Source organism: uncultured Candidatus Kuenenia sp. (genome assembly GCF_900696675.1).
GTDB lineage: Bacteria > Planctomycetota > Brocadiia > Brocadiales > Brocadiaceae > Kuenenia > Kuenenia stuttgartiensis_A.
In genome coordinates, this window is the sequence record NZ_CAADGZ010000020.1 from 20,796 (window position 1) to 41,792 (window position 20,997).

At 41.6% G+C, this 20,997-nt stretch carries 17 protein-coding genes; 11 read left to right on the plus strand and 6 right to left on the minus strand.

What is annotated here, in order from left to right; all coding sequences use genetic code 11:
- Positions 1–124: 124 nt before the first annotated feature.
- From QZT26_RS05150 to QZT26_RS05165, 4 genes are all read left to right on the plus strand, one after another.
- Positions 125–1,486, plus strand: a complete 1,362-nt coding sequence (locus QZT26_RS05150) for a radical SAM protein (protein ID WP_295101077.1) — start codon at positions 125–127, stop codon at positions 1,484–1,486.
- A gap of 26 nt (positions 1,487–1,512) precedes the next feature.
- On the plus strand, positions 1,513–2,322 hold the full coding sequence (locus QZT26_RS05155; protein WP_295101079.1) for a class I SAM-dependent methyltransferase: 810 nt from the start codon (positions 1,513–1,515) through the stop codon (positions 2,320–2,322).
- A 446-nt stretch (positions 2,323–2,768) separates the two neighbouring features.
- On the plus strand, positions 2,769–3,035 hold the full coding sequence (locus tag QZT26_RS05160) for a DUF4160 domain-containing protein (protein ID WP_099325378.1): 267 nt from the start codon (positions 2,769–2,771) through the stop codon (positions 3,033–3,035).
- 11 nt (positions 3,036–3,046) lie between these two features.
- The gene (locus QZT26_RS05165; protein ID WP_295101080.1) at positions 3,047–3,313 is read left to right on the plus strand and encodes a DUF2442 domain-containing protein; all 267 of its coding nucleotides are present in this window, start codon (positions 3,047–3,049) and stop codon (positions 3,311–3,313) included.
- A 91-nt stretch (positions 3,314–3,404) separates the two neighbouring features.
- Here the strand turns inward: QZT26_RS05165 and QZT26_RS05170 are convergent, their stop codons facing one another.
- From QZT26_RS05170 to QZT26_RS05185, 4 genes are all read right to left on the minus strand, one after another.
- Entirely contained in the window at positions 3,405–5,324 is a 1,920-nt protein-coding gene (locus QZT26_RS05170) for an HD family phosphohydrolase (RefSeq protein ID WP_295101081.1), read from the minus strand.
- Positions 5,325–5,507: 183 nt separating this feature from the next.
- Complete coding sequence (locus QZT26_RS05175; RefSeq protein ID WP_295101083.1) at positions 5,508–7,577, minus strand: hypothetical protein; 2,070 nt, start codon at positions 7,575–7,577, stop codon at positions 5,508–5,510.
- 201 nt (positions 7,578–7,778) lie between these two features.
- On the minus strand, positions 7,779–8,822 hold the full coding sequence (holB, locus tag QZT26_RS05180) for a DNA polymerase III subunit delta' (protein ID WP_295101085.1): 1,044 nt from the start codon (positions 8,820–8,822) through the stop codon (positions 7,779–7,781).
- A 60-nt stretch (positions 8,823–8,882) separates the two neighbouring features.
- Positions 8,883–9,176, minus strand: coding sequence for a lipoyl domain-containing protein (locus QZT26_RS05185; RefSeq protein ID WP_164995669.1), 294 nt, complete (start codon positions 9,174–9,176; stop codon positions 8,883–8,885).
- Between the two features lie 890 nt (positions 9,177–10,066).
- Here QZT26_RS05185 and rny point away from each other — a divergent pair.
- The 7 genes from rny to QZT26_RS05220 are packed head-to-tail and all read left to right on the plus strand — an operon-like array spanning position 10,067 to position 19,923.
- Positions 10,067–11,623: a ribonuclease Y gene (gene rny / locus QZT26_RS05190; RefSeq protein ID WP_295101087.1), complete on the plus strand. Its 1,557-nt coding sequence runs from the start codon at positions 10,067–10,069 to the stop codon at positions 11,621–11,623.
- Positions 11,624–11,626: 3 nt separating this feature from the next.
- Positions 11,627–13,441, plus strand: coding sequence for a tRNA uridine-5-carboxymethylaminomethyl(34) synthesis enzyme MnmG (gene mnmG, locus QZT26_RS05195; RefSeq protein ID WP_295101088.1), 1,815 nt, complete (start codon positions 11,627–11,629; stop codon positions 13,439–13,441).
- Positions 13,442–13,479: 38 nt separating this feature from the next.
- Entirely contained in the window at positions 13,480–15,588 is a 2,109-nt protein-coding gene (locus tag QZT26_RS05200; protein ID WP_295101090.1) for a nitrate reductase, read from the plus strand.
- Positions 15,582–16,715 (plus strand): ATP-binding protein, encoded by a 1,134-nt coding sequence (locus tag QZT26_RS05205; protein ID WP_295101091.1) that lies wholly within the window; start codon positions 15,582–15,584, stop codon positions 16,713–16,715. Before QZT26_RS05200 ends, QZT26_RS05205 begins: the two co-directional genes overlap by 7 nt.
- A 49-nt stretch (positions 16,716–16,764) precedes the next feature.
- Entirely contained in the window at positions 16,765–17,508 is a 744-nt protein-coding gene (locus QZT26_RS05210) for a response regulator (RefSeq protein WP_164995674.1), read from the plus strand.
- A gap of 31 nt (positions 17,509–17,539) precedes the next feature.
- Positions 17,540–19,597, plus strand: a complete 2,058-nt coding sequence (locus QZT26_RS05215) for an EAL domain-containing protein (RefSeq protein WP_295101093.1) — start codon at positions 17,540–17,542, stop codon at positions 19,595–19,597.
- Positions 19,598–19,617: 20 nt separating this feature from the next.
- On the plus strand, positions 19,618–19,923 hold the full coding sequence (locus QZT26_RS05220; protein WP_295101095.1) for a hypothetical protein: 306 nt from the start codon (positions 19,618–19,620) through the stop codon (positions 19,921–19,923).
- Positions 19,924–20,252: 329 nt separating this feature from the next.
- Here QZT26_RS05220 and QZT26_RS05225 read toward each other — a convergent pair whose 3' ends face one another.
- Both QZT26_RS05225 and QZT26_RS05230 read right to left on the minus strand, forming a co-directional pair.
- Positions 20,253–20,462, minus strand: a complete 210-nt coding sequence (locus tag QZT26_RS05225) for a DUF2283 domain-containing protein (RefSeq protein ID WP_099325364.1) — start codon at positions 20,460–20,462, stop codon at positions 20,253–20,255.
- A 3-nt stretch (positions 20,463–20,465) separates the two neighbouring features.
- The gene (locus tag QZT26_RS05230) at positions 20,466–20,702 is read right to left on the minus strand and encodes a hypothetical protein (RefSeq protein WP_164995677.1); all 237 of its coding nucleotides are present in this window, start codon (positions 20,700–20,702) and stop codon (positions 20,466–20,468) included.
- Positions 20,703–20,997 lie beyond the last annotated feature (295 nt).

The following is a 20,997-nucleotide window of genomic DNA, read 5'->3' on the forward strand; positions in this document are numbered from 1 at the left end:
TAACACGAAAACTGCCCTTTTGTTAAAGGTTATTGCAGAGTATTAATACTCTGCAATAACCTGTTAAATGCGTCTATATAAAATTATTATTCAAATTAAGTGGTATTTAGAGTACAAATAACGCATGAAAAAACTTTTATTAATAAATCCAGTAGGTCGCAGAAGTGGTTATCTCCTGAGCAAATTTTCCACCTTTCCTCCATTAGGTCTGGCCTATGTAGCCGCAGTGACTCCCTCAAATTGGAATGTTAAAATTGTAGATGAAAATTTTGATAAGTTTGTGTTTGAAGAAGCGGACCTGGTGGCTATCACTGCCTTTACTACTACGATTAGCCGTGCTTACGAAATTGCACGTATGTATCGTGAACGAAAAACAAAGGTGGTTATGGGGGGAATACACGTCTCGATGCTTCCGGACGAGGCGCTACAGTATGCTGATGCGGTATTAATTGGTGAGGCGGAAGGTATATGGGAAAGGGTGATTAACGATTTTGAAAATAATCGTCTGTCCTCAAAATATGTAGGCGTTCAAATGGACTTAACCACGTTTAAAACCACTCCCCGTCATGATCTCCTGCACCCTGACTATTTCTGGCATTCTGTGCAGACTTCGCGCGGATGCCCGTTTAATTGTTACTTCTGCTCGGTATCTAAGCATCTTGGTAAAGCATATCGCCAACGTAAGCCCCAGGAGATACTGAATGAACTTGAGGAGATAAAGGGAAAATATATAACCTTTGTGGACGATAATCTGATTGGTTATACCACGGAGAGTAAAGTCCGGGCTATGGAATTGTTTAAGGGCATGATCCAGCGGAAATTACATAAAAGGTGGTGGATGCAGACCTCTATTAATGCAGCAGATGATGAGAGAGTAATTGAACTGGCAGCCCAATCCGGATGCTTGTATGTGTTTATCGGTTTTGAGACCATCAGCCAGGGAATGCTAAAGGACATGAAAAAAGGGATTAATCTGAAGATTGGCGTGGAAAATTATAAAAAAGTAGTTGATCGTTTTCACAAGTACGGAATAGGGGTATTAGGGGCATTTATAATTGGCAATGATAATGAATCCCCCACATATTACAAGGCATTGGCTAAGTTTTTGGTTCACTCGGGGATTGATGTTGTTCAGATAAGCATACTTACTCCACTCCCTGGTACCCAGTTGATGGAGCAATTGCAAGGGGAGGGCGGATTAATTTATCAAAACTTCCCACAGGATTGGGATAAATACCGCTTCTCTTATCTGGTACACCGGCCACAAGGGGTAGAGATAGATACCGTTTACATAGGCAACAACTATATCAAGAATCGAATATATTCTTTTCCTGCATACCAGTATCGCCTTCTGAAATCATTCCTTAACTTAAAGAATATAACGAATTTCTATGCTGTCTACAGATTCAACCATGGCTATAAAATGGGCTGGCTAAACTCCCATTATTATCGAAAATATCCTGCCATTTTTAAATTCAATCCTTGATCTTTAATAGCTTAGGAGGTTAATACATGCAGGACAAAGAATATTTGATGGAAAATGATGAAGAGGCTTTGCGTCTGGACATAAAAACAGATACAAGCGTTGTTGAGAAACAGGCCCTCTGGGCAGGTATAGAGACAGGGATGCGTGTAGCTGATATTGGCTGTGGTTCTGGAAAAACAACCTCTATACTTCATAAATTGGTTCAACCTGATGGTGTGGCAATAGGCGTGGATGGCGCGGAAAAAAGAATTGAATATGCTAAAGAACGTTACGGTGTCAAAAGAATAGAATTTATATGTAAAGATATACCGGAACCCCTCAACGACCTGGGGGTGTTTGACTTTGTATGGGTCCGCTTTCTTCTGGAATACTATCGTTTGAATAGTTTCAATATCGTTAAGAATATATCCGAAATTGTAAAACCCGGGGGTATTTTATGTCTGATTGATCTTGACCATAATTGCTTAAACCATTTTGGTCTTTCTCCAAGGCTGGAAACGACCCTCTTCGCTATAATGAAATATTTAGAAGAAAAGGCAGATTTTGACCCTTACATGGGGAGAAAGCTTTATTCTTTCCTGTATGATCTTGGTTATCAGGATATAAACATAGATGTTGCCTCACATCACCTGATATTTGGGGAATTAAAGGATACCGATGCCTTCAACTGGATGAAAAAATTTGAAGTTGTCTCAGGAAAGATAAATTTCCATTTTAAAGAATATGAGGGGGGGTATGGAGAGTTTTTGGATGAATTTAATGAATTTTTTACTAATCCCAGAAGATTTACCTACACGCCGGTAATTTGTTGCCGTGGACGTAAACCTATGGCTTAGTTAAATAGCCAATCATGTTTTTTGAAAGACTAAAGTGTTACAAGGTTTTTCATTATGCCGTTAACCTACCCCTGGCCTTCCCAGCAGGGGAATTTGAGAAGAGCCACCTTGGGAGAAGATTAATGGGGGAGAGTCTTTGGACGTTTCTCTTTTAAAACCTAAGATGGCATAGCCAGAACCAAACAAGCACGGAATACGAAACAAATTCTAATGACAACTGGAAATTGTCTTTGTAGTGCGACGAGGTTCATCGCCAAAGTAGTCAATGGAGCAGAGGGTCTAATTCTGCACCCAAAAGCCAGCTAACAATGCAATTGCACACGAATTGTTAATCTGCGTTTTTTGGAAATTTGGAAATTTAGTTACTGCTTGTTCAGACTGTAATAGCGGAAAATCAAACAAGATCATTAATAATTTGTAGGTACAACTAAACTAATGGAGACGTGATGCCAACTATCTCTATGTTTTACGGAATCATTATCAGGATGTATTGTTCTCCGAGAGAACATAACCCTCCGCACGTCCACGCATATTATCAAGACTACAAGGCCATTATTGATATTTGTGCATGTGAGGTATCAGAAGGTAAGTTGCCACCAAAACAAACGAAACTTGTTTTGGCATGGGCTGAAATTCATAAGGAAGAACTTTTAGCTGATTGGGAATTAGCATCAAAAGGCGAACTTCCTTTCCCAATCGAACCTTTAAAATAAGGAGGAAATCTATGTATTTATCGGTAATAAGCGTAAAGCCATTAGATGGGTGTAAGCTTTTGATTAAATTTGAAAATGAGGAAGAAAGAATTTTTGACGTCTCACCGTATTTTAACATAGGTAAATTTGCAGAATTAAAAGATATTTCCCTGTTTAACACTGTAACTGTCAAGTTTGATACGATAGAATGGGCAAATCATTTGGATATTGATCCAGAAGTATTGTATGAAAAAAGTATTAAAGTAGAAACTCAACACATAACAAATCAGTCGAGGTGACGCCTTTATCACGCACGGTTTCTGAGTTTCTGGATTCTTTGTTTATGTTATTTTTTTTCATAGTTTTCTACGCCTGTACGGCCACCTCACTTTAGTCGTTATTTCCCCTGTTATAATAACTAATAAATGCCTCTATAACATTTTTGTCAAAATGTATTTTACCCTCCTCTTTTAAAAGCTGAAACGCTATATCAATGGGCATCGGGTCCCGGTAATGACGTTTTGATGTGATAGCTTCAAAAAAGTCCGCCACCGCGATTATTTTGGCTCCCAGGGGAATATCTTCTCCCTTAATACCTTTTGGATAGCCGCTTCCATCGATCTTTTCATGATGGCACTCTGCAATGTAGGGAACCTCCGTATAAATGCCCTCAAAGTTTATCTGTTCTAATATTTTCCTGGTTTTTGTCGTATGCGTTTCTATCTCATTACGCTCTTCGATGTCCAGTTTCCCCTCTTTCTTTAAGACAGAGTCTTTGATGCCTATCTTGCCATAATCATGCAGTAGCGCGGCCACTCTGATCATTTCGCAATAATCCTTTGGCATATTTAATTCATTGCAGATGCCCAGGGCATATTCTGTAACCTTTTCAGAATGTCCGGCCGTCAGGGAATCGCGGGCATCGATACTGGCGGCCAGAACCAGAAGTATGGACTTGAATTGTCGTTCCTTCGCCTCGATAAGAGTGGCATTATGAATGCTTATCCCGATTTCTGAAGCAATACCCATTAACAAACTTATATCACTCTGGCGGAATGGTTTTTTTGTCTTTATATTATCTACAACGAGGACCCCTAACGAATTTTTCTCGTAAACTATGGGGCAACAGATAAATGACTTGGTCCCCATTTTTTTAGCCAAATCCAAACTGTGCGGGGAAAGGGTAGTCTCTATTTCAGTAATATCATTTATCAAAAAGGGTTTTTGTTCACGAAAGGAAACGACAAACACCCCTTTTGATGGGGGTCTGTTTAAACGGAAACAGGTATTCTTCAGCACGCTTAACAATTCATCTGTATATCCGAAACCTGTGCGAAAGACCAGTCTCGTTTTATCCTGATTTGCCAAAAGAATCAAACCACGATCATAATCAAGTCTTTTCTCAAAAACTTGTATGACGTTTGACAGAATACCATCAATCTCCATCTGCTTGCTAACGGCCATGCCCATTTCGTTTATCATAAGGGCGTTGTTATAATTCACATCAACCTGTTCCAAAAGCTTATCGGACGAATCTCTCAGGCTGTTTATAGCTGCATTTAATTCCCTTTTTTCGATGATTCCAGCATAGAGGGTTAATAACAAAACAGCAAAAACGGAAATTGGAAAAACCGTTATCGGCGTTATCCATGGATGCATGAAATAAGAACTAAGGCACGCTGCTGCAAAAAATATGATTGCGTAATTTCTTATTTTTTTCCAAAAAGATGATGGTGATTCTTTCCATGAAACTATATAACGGCAAACATTCCCCCCTTTGAATAGGCATTCCGGATGTTCTATTTTTGGTAATCTGTAGTTAAACATTATTGCCACAGCTTCAAAGTACCCAATTCTGTTTTCACATTGGAATGGTTTTTCGCTGACACCCTCATTCGGAACAACCGTAATTTCTACTTTATTGGTTCCTCTTTTTGTTGATTTATAGATTGCCGATTTAGTGAAATTATGAGCGTACTTCCCTGCTATCTCATAGGCTTTTGCCGGACCAACAAGGCCAAGGACATACTGTCTCATTATTCCTATAGCTTCCGGTGATGCCGCATACCTGCCTGCTTCACGGGCAATATTTTTATTTCCCGTTAGTTTTACCAGCCTTTCGTAAAAGAGGTCTACCTGCTCCTGAGTAAACCAGTGACCTTCGTCAGTAACCTGGTAAGATTCCATTCCGGCATAGTTTAAAAGTTCACCTACATTTATATAACTATAGTTTCTTTTAATAAGCTTAATATAAGTATCTATTATACGGCTGTTATATAAAGGCCTATTGTCTATCTTTGGCGTTTTCATAGATATTTAGATTGCAGACAGTATGCTTTGCGTAAATAGAAGTGGAGTGAAAATTGCGTTTTTACGTTTATCAGGAATATCAAAAGAAAAAATGTGCGCTACCTACAACCTTGTTTAATGAAGAGATTTGCATTCATCCCGAGTTATAATCAAAGTTTTTAAATAAATTATCAAAGAAGGGATTTACCCAAAATTTGCGCTATTCTTAAATCTATCCTTTTGAACACGACTAAATAAACCCTCCATGAACTCAAAGTACTGATCCGTATACTGCATATTCAGTATCCACAAATTATACACCTTATCATAAGGTATTGACTGCTCTTCAGCATAGCTGACAGGGTAAAGGAGTATCGGGATTTTTTCCTGCTCATAGTAGTTTGATAGCTTATGCAGGCAGGAATAAAGGGCATCGCGGGGAACATCTTCAGACTCCAGCACTATAATATGAATGCAATTGGTCAGGTCTGACATGTTCAGCCCTGTGTCAGAGATGTTTAACATGATAAAAGCCTTAAGGATACCCTCTTTCTTCAGAGAGAAGAGTCTCCGTTCCCTCTTAAAACCAAGCCGTTGATATTCTTTGCTGAGTTCGTCACTATCAAGCATACTTTGCTCCAAATCCAGGGCGTGTATCATAAGACCTCCGGACGTATATTCATAAAAGCTTTCAAGCTCCGTAAGGTCTTCCGGTTGCACTTTCGTAAGCGACCACAAAGCTGACATTTCTACTTGATTTGCATTTTTATGATGATGAAAATAGGCAAAAGGATCGATGGAAGACCCTTTAGGGTCATGTATCGATTCCGTAACTCCACCAAATACCCTATGAGGAAAACGGTTGTCTGGCCTGAAGTAGCAAATAACATAGTTCATGTGTGTTGAATAGAGGCGGTGGAAATCGTTTATATACCGCTCAACCTGGCTCAACACAACAAGACCCGCCATGCTGTCACTTGACCTGCTCGCGGCATGGTGGTGAAGCAACCACGTATTCTCATAAAAACGGAGTATAGATATATGTCCATGAATTATCCCATTACTCTGATAAATGAAATGCCTTGCTATACCAGGATTTTTTATGTACAGCTTCTCATACGTCTCTTTAAACCGTTCCTTATTGTTATGCATAAGGGCATATTTCCCTGGATATACAAAACCCGTCTCAAAAAAGAACTTCCACAGGGCATCCAGGTCCACCCAGTTGCAGGCGTAGGTTTTTTTGTTCGCTACATGATGCAGAATGCCTGAAAGCCTTCCCTGATCATGAATATCCATATCCAGAAAAGCAATACCACACCTTACAAACATTGTGCTGTCTTTGGTTCTGGCTGTATTCCTGTAAACAACCTGTGCCTTGCACTTGAGCTTAAAACCATCTGCAAATTCTATAAAAAGTTCAGGCACGATTATACCCGGCAGAAGTATGGAATTGTAGTAATACTCCTTCACAGATAAACCCGAACCTGCCAGGTCTTCAACCTCCAGATTGATCATCTTACTGGTTAAGGGATGCAGGAAAATGATATTGGGCGAAGGTATCAGTTTGTGCCTTGAACTACGGTATTTTTTAGGTTTAAACCTGCGCATCTGTTTGTCAATGGATTCTAGTATGAATGACCTCGTTTTCTGACCATCGGTTTGTCTGGTGATTCTGCATGACCCTGAATAAAAAGTATCCTGTTCGTCTTTAAAAACTATATAGACGGGGCATTCAGGATTTACCCAATAGAAGGATTGAGGCGGTACTGTTGATACTTCTACGCAGAATGAAACAGCGCCAAAATCCAAAAGACGTCCGGAAAAAACTGTACCGTTTTGAATGAAATCAACCTGAACGCCTTCACATGAATACCTTTTTACCCGCTGATGTCCGAGTTCATAGCAGGTATCAGGGAGAGAGAAACGTATTCCTTCCTCGCGTATAGCCATCACATCAGTTTTAATACGAATAAGTTTTTCTCCCTCAGTAAGAAAAATATCGAGGAATTCATAGGCATTTAGCTTCAGTCCTTTTGGTCGAAGCCAAATGCAGTCGAAACTATCGTCAAGGCACGGTTTAGGCCTGGCTTGAAGGGATATGATATTGTTGTATTTCAAATGCTTGAAATTTATAAGGATGGTGCCGGACTGGAAGTGAATATAGTTCAAAATGTTGATCAAATGTTTTTTGCTGACCGTCTTCCAGTCTCCCGGCTGATTGTCCAGGCGGATGTTTTGAGCTAGTTGAATAATCTCTTGAAGGCTAACCACTTTTCACCTCAATCCCATGTTGTCCCGGTTCAGTAATTGCGAATGAGTACCAGCGTTTTGCATTTTGTTTAAGAAAGGAATGTTCGCTTATTTCCCTTCTGAAAAGACTTGTCTGTATGTTGTCGCATAACATCGGCAGGGTGGATAATGGGGTGCGTAATTATTCTTTTCCCGTGGGCTAGCTTGTTATCAGCAACGTAATTATTGCGCAAACCAGGCCTTAGGGTCAGATTGAAGGTAAAGTATCTCAGTAATCATATTTTCAATCAATAAATTGATATTGGCATTATAGTCGAGATACTTTAAAGAAGTTTTTATTCTCTCTAAAATCTTAAACAGGGTCTTTTCTGACATAGATTTACTTTTCGCTATCAAGGCATCCTTCCAGTCATCGTAATAGAGAAGAAAATGCTCCCCGCCTGCTTTACAAATAAGTATGTCCCGGTAATACATCAAAAACAGCAAAAAGAGTTCTTTTACATGCGATCTTTTTTCCTCCAACACTTCCATGTCCTGTATATTCCATTCATTTAATAGCTCTTTGGAAAAGGTCAGATTATCCTTCAAACCTACTTCAAAAAGTTTTTCTGCAAGCCAATGTTTCTTCTCCAAAGCGTTCGCCTCCATAAACATTGCAGCTCTTTTAAGGCTGCCGCCGGAGATTAAAGCAAGTTGTCCGGCCAGTTGTTTATCTAATTGGAACCGGTCAGTGAATATATTCTCCATTGCTTTTAGTGATAGCGGAGAGAACCTCACTACCTGGCATCTTGACTTTATCGTTTCGCTGACAGATTCCAAAGAAGTTACTATTAATAATATAATGGCATATAATGGCGGTTCTTCTAATGTTTTCAGCAAGCAGTTAGAGGCTTCCTCATTCATCTTGTCCGCATCTTCGACAATGACAATTTTGTGCTTTGATTCTAAAGGTTTTACAAAAAGAATTTCCTGCAGATATTTTAATTGTTCTAATTTAATTACACGATGGTTTTTCTCTGGTAACAGAAAAAAGATATCCGTAAAATTACCGGCATCAATCCTTTTACATATATTGCAATTGTCACACGCGCCGTCGATTTTGCCCGATTGACAAAATATCTTCTTTGCCAACTCCCTTGCAAACAACATCTTGCCAATCCCTTCCTGGCCGGCAAAGATGTAAGCATGCGCTAAACGTTCATTTTTAAGGGCATTTTTAAATAAAGATAAAACCTGCTCCTGGCCAATTATTTTCGCAAAAGACATAAAACCCTTAAATGAAGGCAAAGAAATTGAAAATTATCCATTGTCCATTTACCGCCGCACCTATTCTTCTTCGTCTTCATCCTCGTCCGCCTCTTCGTCTTCGTCATCCTCCTCCTCTTCCGTCTCAAGTGTTGCTAAGATATCACCTACTTTTACCACATCACCTTCTTGTACATGAATTTCAACTAACCTTCCGGTAATTGGTGCATTTATGTTGAAGGTCGTCTTATCCGTAATCATTTCAACAAGATCTTCACCTTCTTCAACCGCCTCATCTTCATCCACATACCAAAAAGAAACTGTTGCCTCATCCCCATTACCCTCTATTTCCGGCAACTCCACATCAACTTTCATAGTTATTCTCCTAAAAATCGTGAGACAAAAAAAGCTTTTAAAAATCAGTTTATTCCCTAAAAGGAAGGCGATTATACTGAACAGCGAAAAGCTTGTCAAGCGCCAAAGACCGCATCTGAAAATCACGAAAATATTATCTTTAACAACCTTCCCAACAACACTTAAACCTTTTAATATTAGATATATAATTAGCTTGACTTGGCAAAAAAGATAAATTATTATTGCAGTTTGGACTATTAATGAATGATGCGAAATATGCAAAATTGAGTTACACCTTGCCCTTATAATTATATTTTCGTAAGGAATTTTATAATTTTTCTCAAAAGAATATCCATTTCCAGTTAGTAGCATTTTCATTATTATTTCTTATTTAAAAATAGTTGAACGATTGAAAGGCTTCATCACTAAGGGTTATTTTTATTTGTCATACAATGTATTATTGTTTGAATCAGGGGATATGAAAAGCGACTTTCTCATTAATCTGAAAGTTTAATCCGATTTTTGACTGGGATTTCTCTAATGTTATTGTTAACAAAACGGTCAGCATCCAATATGATATTTATGGATCCAAAAGAAAAAATATACAGATAACAAAATCTGGTAAAATTAATCCCTCACGTTAATTTGCCGGAAATGCATCTTGGTAAGTATTTTCTCATATGTTTGTCACTGTTGCATTATTTTATCAAAATATAGCACATAACATTACATAGTATCCCGCTTTTTCATTCCTCATTAGGTCCCGGTAGCATATCCTTAGGTCTTGCCGTTCTCCGGCAAAGGCTTTTCGACCTTCAGAAGTAGTTTTTCCCATAGTTTGGTACGACCACTATTACGTTTTCATTTTTTCCCCGGAGGATGGGCGCGATATATCTGCTCATAAAAATATAATGCAAATCTATCAGTTTCCTTGTTATCTCCTTTTTCCTGTTTGTATTGCCATCGGCTATTTTATCTGCATTGCAGTAATTAGAAAAAAACAGGCTGCAAAGGAAAAGAAGGTACAGCAACTTATTGAAGATTCGAAGAGAGAGGCTGAAAAAATAAAAAAAGAAGCCGAACTCTCGGCAAAAGCCGAATTGTTTCAACGCAAAGAAGCAATAGAAAAAGAGATGCAAGAAACAAAAATCGAGCTGAGACAACAGGAAAGAAGGTTAAGCAAAAGAGAAGACAATCTTGAACGAAAAGTCGAGTTATTAACAAAAAAGGAAAAACACCTTGATACACTATCCGCTAATTTGGGTATTAAAGAAAAAAAAGTTGATGAAAAGAACGTAGAACTGGAAAAAATCATAGAAGAAGAGAATAACACGCTCCTTAAAATTTCCAATATGTCAAGGGATGAAGCAGAAAAACTATTGCTGACCAGGCTGGAAAGAGAACTTGATATCAAATGCGCCGAATTAATCTCGAAAAAGATAGAAGAGGCAAAGGAAAATGCTGAACAAACGGCATTATCATTAATTACCACATCAATTCAACGGTGCGCCTCTTCTCATACCGCAGAAAATATTGTCAGCTCAATTGAACTGCCCAACAACGAAATGAAGGGACGTATTATCGGAAGAGAAGGCAGAAACATCCGCGCCTTCGAAAAAGCAACTGGTATCGACGTTATAGTAGATGATACTCCCGGAGTAATTGTCCTCTCCGGTTTTGATTGTGTACGCAGGGAAATTGCCCGGCAATCTATGGAAAAATTGATCGTTGACGGAAGAATCCACCCCGCCCACATTGAAGAAATCGTAAAAGAAACGGAAAAGGAAATAGAACAAGTCATCATGGAAACAGGAAAACAAACATGCTTCGACCTTGGTGTACACCACATCCATCCGGAATTAATAAGACTTGTCGGAAGGCTGAAATACAGAACCAGTTACGGGCAAAATCAACTAAAACACTCAATAGAGGTTGCGAATCTCATGGGCATCCTTGCTGGAGAATTGAAACTAGATGTTGCCCTTGCAAAAAGATGTGGACTTTTGCACGATATTGGAAAGGCAACCGGGTCTGAATCCGAAGGGACACATGCTATCGTAGGCGCTGATCTTGCAAAGCGTTACGATGAAAGAAATGAAGTGATTAACGCAATTGGCGGACATCACGAGGAAAGGCCTGTTGAATCGGTTTACACTGTTTTGGTAAGCGCAGCAGATGCGATTTCTGCAGGAAGGCCCGGCGCAAGAAGAGAAACGTTGGAAAAATATATCAAGCGCCTTGAAAAACTTGAGGGAATTGCAACCTCTTTCAACGGCGTAGAAAGCGCTTATGCCATTCAGGCGGGAAGAGAAGTCCGCATAATGGTCTGTCCGGATAAAGTAAACGACAAGGCCGCGGCAAAGATGTGTTACGACATTGCAAACGAAATAGAAAAACAATTAGAATATCCGGGAGAGGTTATTGTTACCGTTATTCGGGAAACACGCTTTGTAGAACGCGCGAAATAACATATGCATACGGAGTTTGATGTTATTGTTGTTGGCGCGGGACATGCCGGATGCGAAGCCGCTTTAGCCTCGGCGCGCATGGGACTGAATACCGCCCTTCTCTCAATAAACCTCGATACAGTCGCACAAATGTCCTGCAATCCTGCAATCGGGGGTATTGCCAAGGGGCAGCTCGTGAGAGAAATCGACGCATTGGGCGGAGAAATGGCGCAGGTGATTGATGCAACGGGTATTCAGTTTCGCATGCTCAACACAAAAAAAGGCCCCGCAGTACATTCACCACGCGCCCAGGCCGATAAAAAAGCCTATCAGATAACCATGAAAAAAAGATTGGAGCACCAGGATAATCTTTTTATGAAACAGGAAATTGCAGACGGCCTTATTGTCATAGACAATAAGGTCGCCGGCGTTGTCGGCCAGAGTGGTTTACAATACAAATCAAAGGCGGTGATCCTTACCACGGGCACATTTCTAAAAGGCGTAATCCACATCGGAAACTACATAACGAGCGGCGGCAGGATCGGAGAACTCTCTTCCGAAAGATTATCCGGGTCCCTTCGTGACCTTGGGCTTGAAGTACAAAGACTTAAAACCGGTACTTCTCCCCGTCTTAACAGCCGCACTATAAACTACAAAAACCTTAAACCACAACATGGCGACGAAAATCCGCGGCCATTTTCATTTTCAACAAAAACATTATCCGGTGCACAAGTACCCTGTTACATAACCTACACAAACCAGACCACACATGAAATTGTCATGTCCAATCTTAATCGCGCCCCGCTTTATACCGGTCAAATTAGTACAACCGGCCCAAGGTATTGCCCCTCGCTGGAGGATAAAATCGTGCGTTTTCCAGACAAACTGCAGCATCAGATATTTCTGGAACCGGAGGGACTCGATACACTGGAAATATACTGTAACGGCATTTCCACAAGTATGCCTCATGACGTGCAGGAAAGAATAGTCCATTCCATTGAAGGGCTGGAAGCGGCGGAAATAGTTCGATATGGCTATGCGATAGAATATGATTTCGTGCCGCCTACACAGTTGAAACTATCTCTGGAAACAAAAGCGGTAGAGAATCTTTATCTTGCCGGACAAATCAACGGCACATCCGGTTACGAAGAAGCTGCTGCGCAGGGAATAATGGCCGGGATTAATGCCGCCCTGAAAATACAGGAAAAGGCGTCGTTTATCCTTGACCGTTCAGAGGCATATATCGGAGTACTCATTGACGATCTTGTTACAAAAGGCACCGAGGAGCCATACCGGCTGTTTACTTCCCGCGCGGAATACCGCCTGCTTTTGCGTCAGGACAACGCAGACAGACGACTGATGAAATACGGGCACAAATACGGACTCATTTCAGATCAGCAATGGAGTACATTACAGGAAAAAGAACGCCTCATTGCAGAAACCCTTGCATACCTGAATTATAAAACGGCGGGGCAAGACACGCTGGCAAAAATACTCAGCCGCCCGGAACAAACATTTGATCAACTTCTCGGAATAGACTCCGAACTTGCAGAAAAAAACGTGCCCGGAGATGTGCAGGAACAGGTGGAGATTGAAATAAAATATAAGGGATATATAGAGCGCCAATACAGCCAAATAGAGAAATTCAAAAAGATGGAAAACCACAAGATTCCGGATTGGCTGGACTATTCACACATTACAGAATTAAGAAGAGAGGCACGCCAAAAACTTTCACAGATACGCCCACTATCTTTAGGACAAGCCTCACGCATTTCGGGGGTATCACCGGCAGATATCTCAATCCTTATGATCTACCTCGCAAAAAAAGCAAGAACGTAATCATTGAAATAAATAAAAACAAGGGAGACCGTATTACTATGCCAATTCAATGGCACAAAACAACATGCCCCTATTGCGGCTTCGGCTGCGGTTTGATGGCCGGAGTGGAAAACGGGAAAATCATTGAAATTAAAGGTATGCCAGGCCATCCGGCCAACGATGGAATGATATGCACCCTTCCCGCCAACTCTGTACCCGTTTTCTGCGCAGAGGACAGACTGACAAAACCAATGATTAGGCGGGACGGAAAGCTCTCCCCTGTTTCCTGGGAAGAAGCAATCACACATGTCGCCTCCCGCTTTCAAGAAATCATAGAAACACATGGTCCCGGAGCAATTGCCATTCACAGCGGAGCAACATGTATGACGGAAGAGTATTATCTCATGAATAAGCTGATAAAAGGATGCATTGGCTCCAACAATATCGAGTCCAGCACCCGTCTGTGTATGGCAAGTTCGGCAATGGGCTTTATGTCGACTATCGGCGCAGACGCCCCTCCGGCATGCTATGCGGATATAGAGCTGGCGGATTTGTTCTTCATTGCCGGCAATAATATGGCCATCTCTGTGCCTGCCCTGTTCGCAAGGGTAGCAAGGTCGAAAAGAAAGAACGGCGCAAAGGTTATTGTCGTTGACCCGCGCAGGTCGGAAACTACCGGCATAGCGGATATTCATCTTCAGATTAGGCCCGGAACGGACGTAGCGCTGAATAACTCCATAGCCCATGTTTTATTGAAAGAAGGGTATGTCAACGAAGAAAAGGTGGCGGAATACGCATCAGGAATCAAGGACCTTAAGGAACTTTCAGAGGAATACCCCCCTTCAAGAGCATCAGAAATCACCGGATGCCCCGAACAGCTTATCATTGATGCGGCGCGAATGGTTGGCCGGTCTAAGGCAATGCTCGTTTTCTGGTTCCAGGGATATAACCACTCCACGCAGGCGGTATTTAAAAATAACACATTGCATAATTTATGGCTTCTGACAAATAATTTTTGCAAACCGGGCGCAGGGCCGTTGTCAATCACCGGGGAATGCAATGCGCTCGGCTGCCGCTGGGTTGGCGGATTATCACATCTTTTGCCCGGCATGCGGATGGTGGCAAACCCACAGCATCGGCAGGAAGTAGCCGATTTCTGGGGCATTCCCACAGAAAAACTCCATCCGGTTCCAGGCAGGTCCATAATGGATATCGTCAGTGGCCTTCATTCGGGCGACGTACGCGCCCTTTGGGTCATTGCTGCAAATCCCGCCGCATCGCTGCCGAATACAAAGTGGATTTTAGAAGGGTTATCGAAGGCGGAGATGCTTGTTGTTCAGGATATTTTTCACCCCACTGAAACCACCAAACTCGCGGATGTAGTATTGCCCGCCGCCCAGTGGTGCGAAAAGGCAGGCACATTTATTTCTTCAGAGAGGCGCCTCGAACTGGCGGATAACATAATCGACCAGCCGGGAGAAGCGAAGCCGGACTGCGAAATATTGTGGCTTGTTGCGCGTGCGATGGGCTTTGAAAAGGAATTTCCCTACTCTTCTCCGGAAGATGTCTTCGGAGAGTTTAAACAAATAACAAGTGGCCGCATTTGCGATATGAACGGAGTGACGTATGAAAGATTACGCGGGAATACGGGTATTCAACTGCCATGCCCGGATGTGAATCATCCGGGAACGCCTCGCCTGTTCACGGACAGATATTTCCCCAGAGCCGATGGGCGCGCCGCCCTGCTGCCTCGCGAATACCTCCCTCCAAAAGAAACCATTAACGAAATATATCCCTTTGTTCTTATCACCGGGCGCCAGCAATGGCATTTTAACACCGGTGTCCGGACAAAACGTATTCCCTATTTACACCAACGCGCACCGGATAACTTCGTCGAGATTCATCCGCACGATGCCGCACAACTACGCATACAAAACGGAGATGAGGTTGAAGTTTCCTCTTCACGCGGCACGACAAAAGGCTTCGCTCAGATTTCCGGCCGTGTGCTTCAGGGAAATATTTTTATGCCAATACATTACGGCGGCGCTATAAACAATAAAGATGCCAGATTAGCTAATCTTGTAACAAACAATATCTGTGACATCCACTCAAAACAGCCCGAATATAAATTCAGCGCCGTCAACTTAAAGAAATCTCAGCCATGTTGACCACAGCACATAATACAATGCCTGACCGTCTCATTAAAAATGAACTTGAAGCGGCAAAACGGACAATCCGGTTCTTTGAGGCAATTTTACGTTCCACGCACAATGGCATAATAGTCACTGACGCAACGAAAAATATTATTGTAGCCAATGATGTGTTTTGCGCTTTGTTCGGCAATACACTAAGAAATGTAATAGAAACAAATCTGTTTGTATGGCTCGAACAGCTCGACGGTAAAGCCGGCGAGCAATGGGCGACGCTGGCGGATAATGTATGCCGGAACGGCTTCAGCCAGGATGTGTGCTTTCAGAAAACAACCCCAGACGGCATTAGGTATTTCAGCGTCAATGCCTCTCTTGTAGAAAATCCGGATATGAAGGAGCAGGGCATCATTGTAAGTATCTGGCGCGATATTACCTTGCACAGACAGATGGAAAACGAAATTATTTCTTCAGAACGGCTCGCCGTATTGGGCAAAGTTTCCGGCAGTATTGCCCACGAAATCAAGAACCCACTCGGAGTAATCGACAGTTCCGCGTATTATCTTGGGCTAAAACTAAAAGACGCTGATGAAAAAATAAAGACGCATATCGACCGTATAAAGTCGCAGGTGAAAAAGGCTACGGGGATAATACAGAATCTAGTCGATGTGGCAAAAATGAAGGAACCATACACGGAAACAGCAGGGATACACGCTATTATTGAAAACGTGCTTACAACACTGAACCTGCCACAAACTATTGCCGTCAAAAAGAAAATAGAAGACACCCTTGTTGCCAAGGCAGACAAAGGACAATTAGAAATGGTCTTCAGAAATATCATTGTAAATGCCGTCCAGTCAATGGAAGAATGCGGAATATTATCAATATCATGTCTGGAAAAGCCTCTTGAGAAAAACAGATTTATAGAAATACGCATTCAGGATACAGGGACTGGCATTATGCCGGAAGACAGGGAAAGAATATTTGAACCGCTTTTTAGCACAAAAACTACAGGCATCGGCTTTGGTTTGACTATTTGCAAAATGATTATTGAGCGCCATGGAGGAACAATTACAGTGGAATCAGAAAAGGGGAAAGGTGCGGCTTTTATTCTGCAATTGCCCGTGACATATGAAGAGACAGCGTAGCTATTCCCTATATGGGTCATTCAGCAGTTTTTCAATAAGGGAGAAATAAATGTTGCAGGTAAATACCGCGGGGAAAAAACTTCATATTCTTATCGTAGACGATAATGCAGACTTTTGCACGAATTGCATTGACATTTTTGAGTCAAAAGGCTATTCGGCAACCGCAGTTCATGATGGATTTGACGCAATAGAGGCCGTGAAGGGAAACCCATTCGATCTTGTTTTAATGGATATAAAAATGCCCGTTATGAACGGCGTTGATACATACAAAATGCTCAAACAGATTAATCCACTGCTGCCGGTAATTATGATATCCGCTTATGCCGTTGAGGAACTTCTTGTAAATGCTCTAAAGGAAGGTGCTTTTGCCATTTTCCACAAACCTCTCAACTTCGGAAAGCTTTTTTCAACCATTGAACACACCCAGAAAAATGGAGCGTTCATTATGGTCGTTGACGATGACAACGATATTTGCGAAAGCCTGTCAGACCTTCTCCATGAAAAAGGCTACAGGGTAAAAACGGCAAATGACGGCGGCATTGCCGTGCAAATGTCCCGGGAAAATCTTTTTGACGTCATACTCCTGGATATGAAACTACCCACCATGAACGGTCTGGACGCCTACCTTGCCATAAGGGATATCCGCCCTTCTGTTGTCGTGATTTTAATAACAGGATACCGGAACGAATTAAGAAACCTTGTTGATCGGGCGCTGCAGAGAAACGCCTGTGTTTGTCTGGATAAACCTTTGGACATTGACCGGCTGCTGGATATTATACAGGAAAAAACCTGACCCGGGCGAGTCAGAAGGAAAATGCGATATAATGACAAAACCATTTAACATACTCCTCGTTGATGACAACAAAGAGCTTGGGGAAAACATCAGGGACATCCTGGAGATAAACGGCTACTCCGCCGAAAGGGTTTCTCTTGGCAGCGACGCTCTTCTCTCCGCCCAAAACAAGCATTTTGATTTAGCACTTGTTGATATTGAACTTCCCGATATTAAAGGCACAGAACTTGTCGGAAAATTAGCGAGTATTTCACCTTCCACGCAATACATATACATAACCGGCCATGCAACGCTCGACAGCACAATCGAAGCTATTAAGCAAAAAGACGTGATCTCTTACGAGGTAAAACCCCTCGATATCGACCGCATGCTGCTCACAATCCAGCAGGCAAAAATAAGAATACAAACAGAAACGGAACTGCATAAATCTGAAGAAAGATACCGGAGACTGATAGAAGGCCTTCAGGATAATTATTTCTTCTTCACACGTGATGCCAGCGGTGTTTTTACATATATCAGCCCTTCCATCAAAAACATCCTCGGCTATACCCCTGAAGAATTTCATACCCGCTGCCGCGAATATCTGACCGACCATCCGGTAAACAACGATGCCGCCCAATGCATGACGCGGAGCGTAAAGGGGATCAAGCAGCCGCCCTATGAAATTGAAATGTACCACAAAAACGGTGCAACACGAACACTGCAGATGCAGGAAGCGCCCGTATTCGACAGCAGTAAAAACGTCATTTCCATAGAAGGCATTGCCAGAGACATTACCGAGATAAAAACCTCTCAATCGCAGCTTGTATTTTTAGCAGATCACGACCCTCTTACCTGCCTGTTTAATCGCAGGCGTTTTAAGGAAGAACTCGAACTACACCTTCTGGAAGCACAAAGAAACCATATCAAAGGAGCACTTTTATTTCTGGATTTGGACAATTTCAAATATGTCAATGATACCCTTGGCCATCAGCACGGGGATGAATTGCTGATAAAATTGTCCTGTATTCTGAAAGAAAGGCTGCGGCAGACAGACATTCTCGCCAGGCTTGGAGGGGATGAGTTTGCCGTGATATTGCCTAATACCGAGGAAGAACAGGCACAGCACATCTCAAAACAACTTGTGGAGTTGACAAGAAACTGCCTTGCGCTTGACAGTCTGAATCCACTGCATATAACCGTCAGCATCGGCATTGCAATGTTTCCCGCACACGGCGATACTGCGGAAACACTGCTCGCCAACGCTGATATGGCAATGTATCAGGCAAAAGATGAAGGGCGAGACCGCGGCTGTATCTTCTCGCTGGAACATAAAATACACATCGAGACGCAATACGACTGGAAGCGCAGAATCAAAATAGCGCTGGAACAAAATAGCTTTGCACTGTATTTGCAGCCGATAATAAATGTGAAAACCCGCAAAATTACTGCCTATGAGGTATTGCTCCGCCTGACTGAAAAAAATCAGGAGGTTGTCCCACCTTTAAAATTCCTCGGCACCGCCGAACGATTTGGCATTATACACGAAATCGACAGATGGGTAGTCGTCAACGCAATCCGCATTATAAAAGAACTGAAACTGCATGAAAACGGTATATTTCTTGAAATAAACCTGTCAGGCAAGGCATTTTCCGACAATGAACTATTGTCCATAATAAAAAGGGAAATCGGGGAAAATATCCTTCGTCCCGAAATGCTCATTTTTGAAATAACAGAGACGGCAATCATAGAGAACATCGCAAAGGCGCAGCATTTTATCGCAACGCTTAAGTCAATAGGATGTCGTTTTGCCCTGGATGATTTTGGGAGCGGTTTTTCATCATTTAATTATTTGAAACATTTGCCAGTGGATTACCTCAAAATAGACGGCAGTTTTATTCAACACCTTTCACAAAACTCTGTAGATCAGCATTTGGTCAAGGGAATGGTAGAGGCTGCACGCGGATTAAAAAAACTCACCATCGCCGAATTTGTTGAAACGAAGGAAACATTTCAATTACTGAAGGAAATAGGCATAGATTACGCGCAAGGCCATTATTTTGGGAAACCACTTTCTGTATGTGACGCACTGCAACAGTTTAATTTTTAGCAAAACAGCAATGGTTAAAAATGTCTTTGTGCTGCTGCTATGCAGAGGGAATTCACGAATTGCCGCTAAACAAATTCTCTCCGCCGATTACCAAACTCTTGTTTGGTAATGTAATGGCACTGGAAACTACATTTGGTGATGTGATTGATGAAAAGGTGCGGTTGTCAGCCGCCGGGGAAATGGTAGCGGGCAAATGGCAAAAAACACCGCAGATGCGTAAAAATGTTTCCATGGATACATGGATTATGGAGAATCAGGAACACATCCCATATTTCTTGCTTAATCTTGTGGAAAAATATGGGATGTGTCCCTATATTTATATTTGATTGAAATACTGTGAGTACCTCATATGAAGCGTATTAAATGTGCGTGCAAATGAATCCTCTTTCTCAGGGACACAAACATGCTTAGTCATAAGACAATATGCCCAGATTTTTAAGGGGTATTTTGTACTGTATTCCTGTAGCCATTGAAGATATCGGATGAAATCTGATTCATCTTCAAAAACTGGCTGTTGATAGTTTCCTCTTTGAGTTACATGATGTGGATAACCGGAGGCTACCGTTCTTGCAATTCGTGGTATAAAATACACATATAACCATTTTGCCTTGACTTGGTAATGATAAATAGTCGCTGTCCCTATTTTTCCTTCTTTTTATGCGACAACTTTTTTCTCTATTTGTTGGTAGGATATGTCTGGCAGATGCGCTGTTGTTTTCGCATGTTCAATTGTCATGCTAACAAGATTGCCATTTTCATCAATGTCGATATATATATTCTCTGATATCTCTCGTGTTTCTTTTACCTGCTTTTCTGTAAATTCCAGCAGAGCCGTGTCCGTATCATTAAAATATTTTATTTTCATAACTTACACCTCCTTAAAGTCTCTATCAAAGAAAGCATTGTGAATTGTTTCTCCGTCTTCAAGCAATATAACACGTAAATATTTTCCTTCCTCTTTAATTTTTGCCCATTTTCTTATTCGCCCATCGGATTGTATTTGAGTTTGAACAGGATTCTTGATAGTGAAACCAATCCATTCTTCTTTTATATATGCCCTGTCAGGTCTTTGGCGTGTGTAGATAAAGTATTGTGTGTATTTCATTTATATTATTCCGCCTAACGACCACAGGAAATAGGAACATCGAATATTTATTGGTTTTGCCTGATCTTCCCCACGGAAGATCCCTTAACCTTCTTCCAAATAATGTTTCAAGTTTTTTCATAAAGCCATCATTACCATACGGTCTTCCTGTCATTTAACATCTCTTTATACTACTATCCATCAATTTCTTGTTTTTTATGCGTGTTTTTCATGCCGCCATTTCCGTAAGTGCTTTAATATCAAGGGCTGAAGCGGTCATCAGTGAACAAGAGAACTTCTGGCCTTTCTCCGTCAA

Bases quoted from the DNA above. Each gene is read 5' to 3' on its own strand.
- QZT26_RS05185 (WP_164995669.1), bottom strand. From the start codon at position 9,176: ATGAAAGTTGATGTGGAGTTGCCGGAAATAGAGGGTAATGGGGATGAG.
- QZT26_RS05230 (WP_164995677.1), bottom strand. From the start codon at position 20,702: ATGAAATACACACAATACTTTATCTACACACGCCAAAGACCTGACAGG.
- QZT26_RS05165 (WP_295101080.1), top strand. From the start codon at position 3,047: ATGTATTTATCGGTAATAAGCGTAAAGCCATTAGATGGGTGTAAGCTT.
- holB (WP_295101085.1), bottom strand. From the start codon at position 8,822: ATGTCTTTTGCGAAAATAATTGGCCAGGAGCAGGTTTTATCTTTATTT.
- QZT26_RS05205 (WP_295101091.1), top strand. From the start codon at position 15,582: ATGTTGACCACAGCACATAATACAATGCCTGACCGTCTCATTAAAAAT.
- QZT26_RS05215 (WP_295101093.1), top strand. From the start codon at position 17,540: ATGACAAAACCATTTAACATACTCCTCGTTGATGACAACAAAGAGCTT.
- QZT26_RS05155 (WP_295101079.1), top strand. From the start codon at position 1,513: ATGCAGGACAAAGAATATTTGATGGAAAATGATGAAGAGGCTTTGCGT.
- QZT26_RS05225 (WP_099325364.1), bottom strand. From the start codon at position 20,462: ATGAAAATAAAATATTTTAATGATACGGACACGGCTCTGCTGGAATTT.
- QZT26_RS05220 (WP_295101095.1), top strand. From the start codon at position 19,618: ATGTCTTTGTGCTGCTGCTATGCAGAGGGAATTCACGAATTGCCGCTA.
- QZT26_RS05150 (WP_295101077.1), top strand. From the start codon at position 125: ATGAAAAAACTTTTATTAATAAATCCAGTAGGTCGCAGAAGTGGTTAT.
- QZT26_RS05200 (WP_295101090.1), top strand. From the start codon at position 13,480: ATGCCAATTCAATGGCACAAAACAACATGCCCCTATTGCGGCTTCGGC.
- mnmG (WP_295101088.1), top strand. From the start codon at position 11,627: ATGCATACGGAGTTTGATGTTATTGTTGTTGGCGCGGGACATGCCGGA.
- QZT26_RS05160 (WP_099325378.1), top strand. From the start codon at position 2,769: ATGCCAACTATCTCTATGTTTTACGGAATCATTATCAGGATGTATTGT.
- QZT26_RS05210 (WP_164995674.1), top strand. From the start codon at position 16,765: ATGTTGCAGGTAAATACCGCGGGGAAAAAACTTCATATTCTTATCGTA.
- QZT26_RS05170 (WP_295101081.1), bottom strand. From the start codon at position 5,324: ATGAAAACGCCAAAGATAGACAATAGGCCTTTATATAACAGCCGTATA.
- rny (WP_295101087.1), top strand. From the start codon at position 10,067: ATGCAAATCTATCAGTTTCCTTGTTATCTCCTTTTTCCTGTTTGTATT.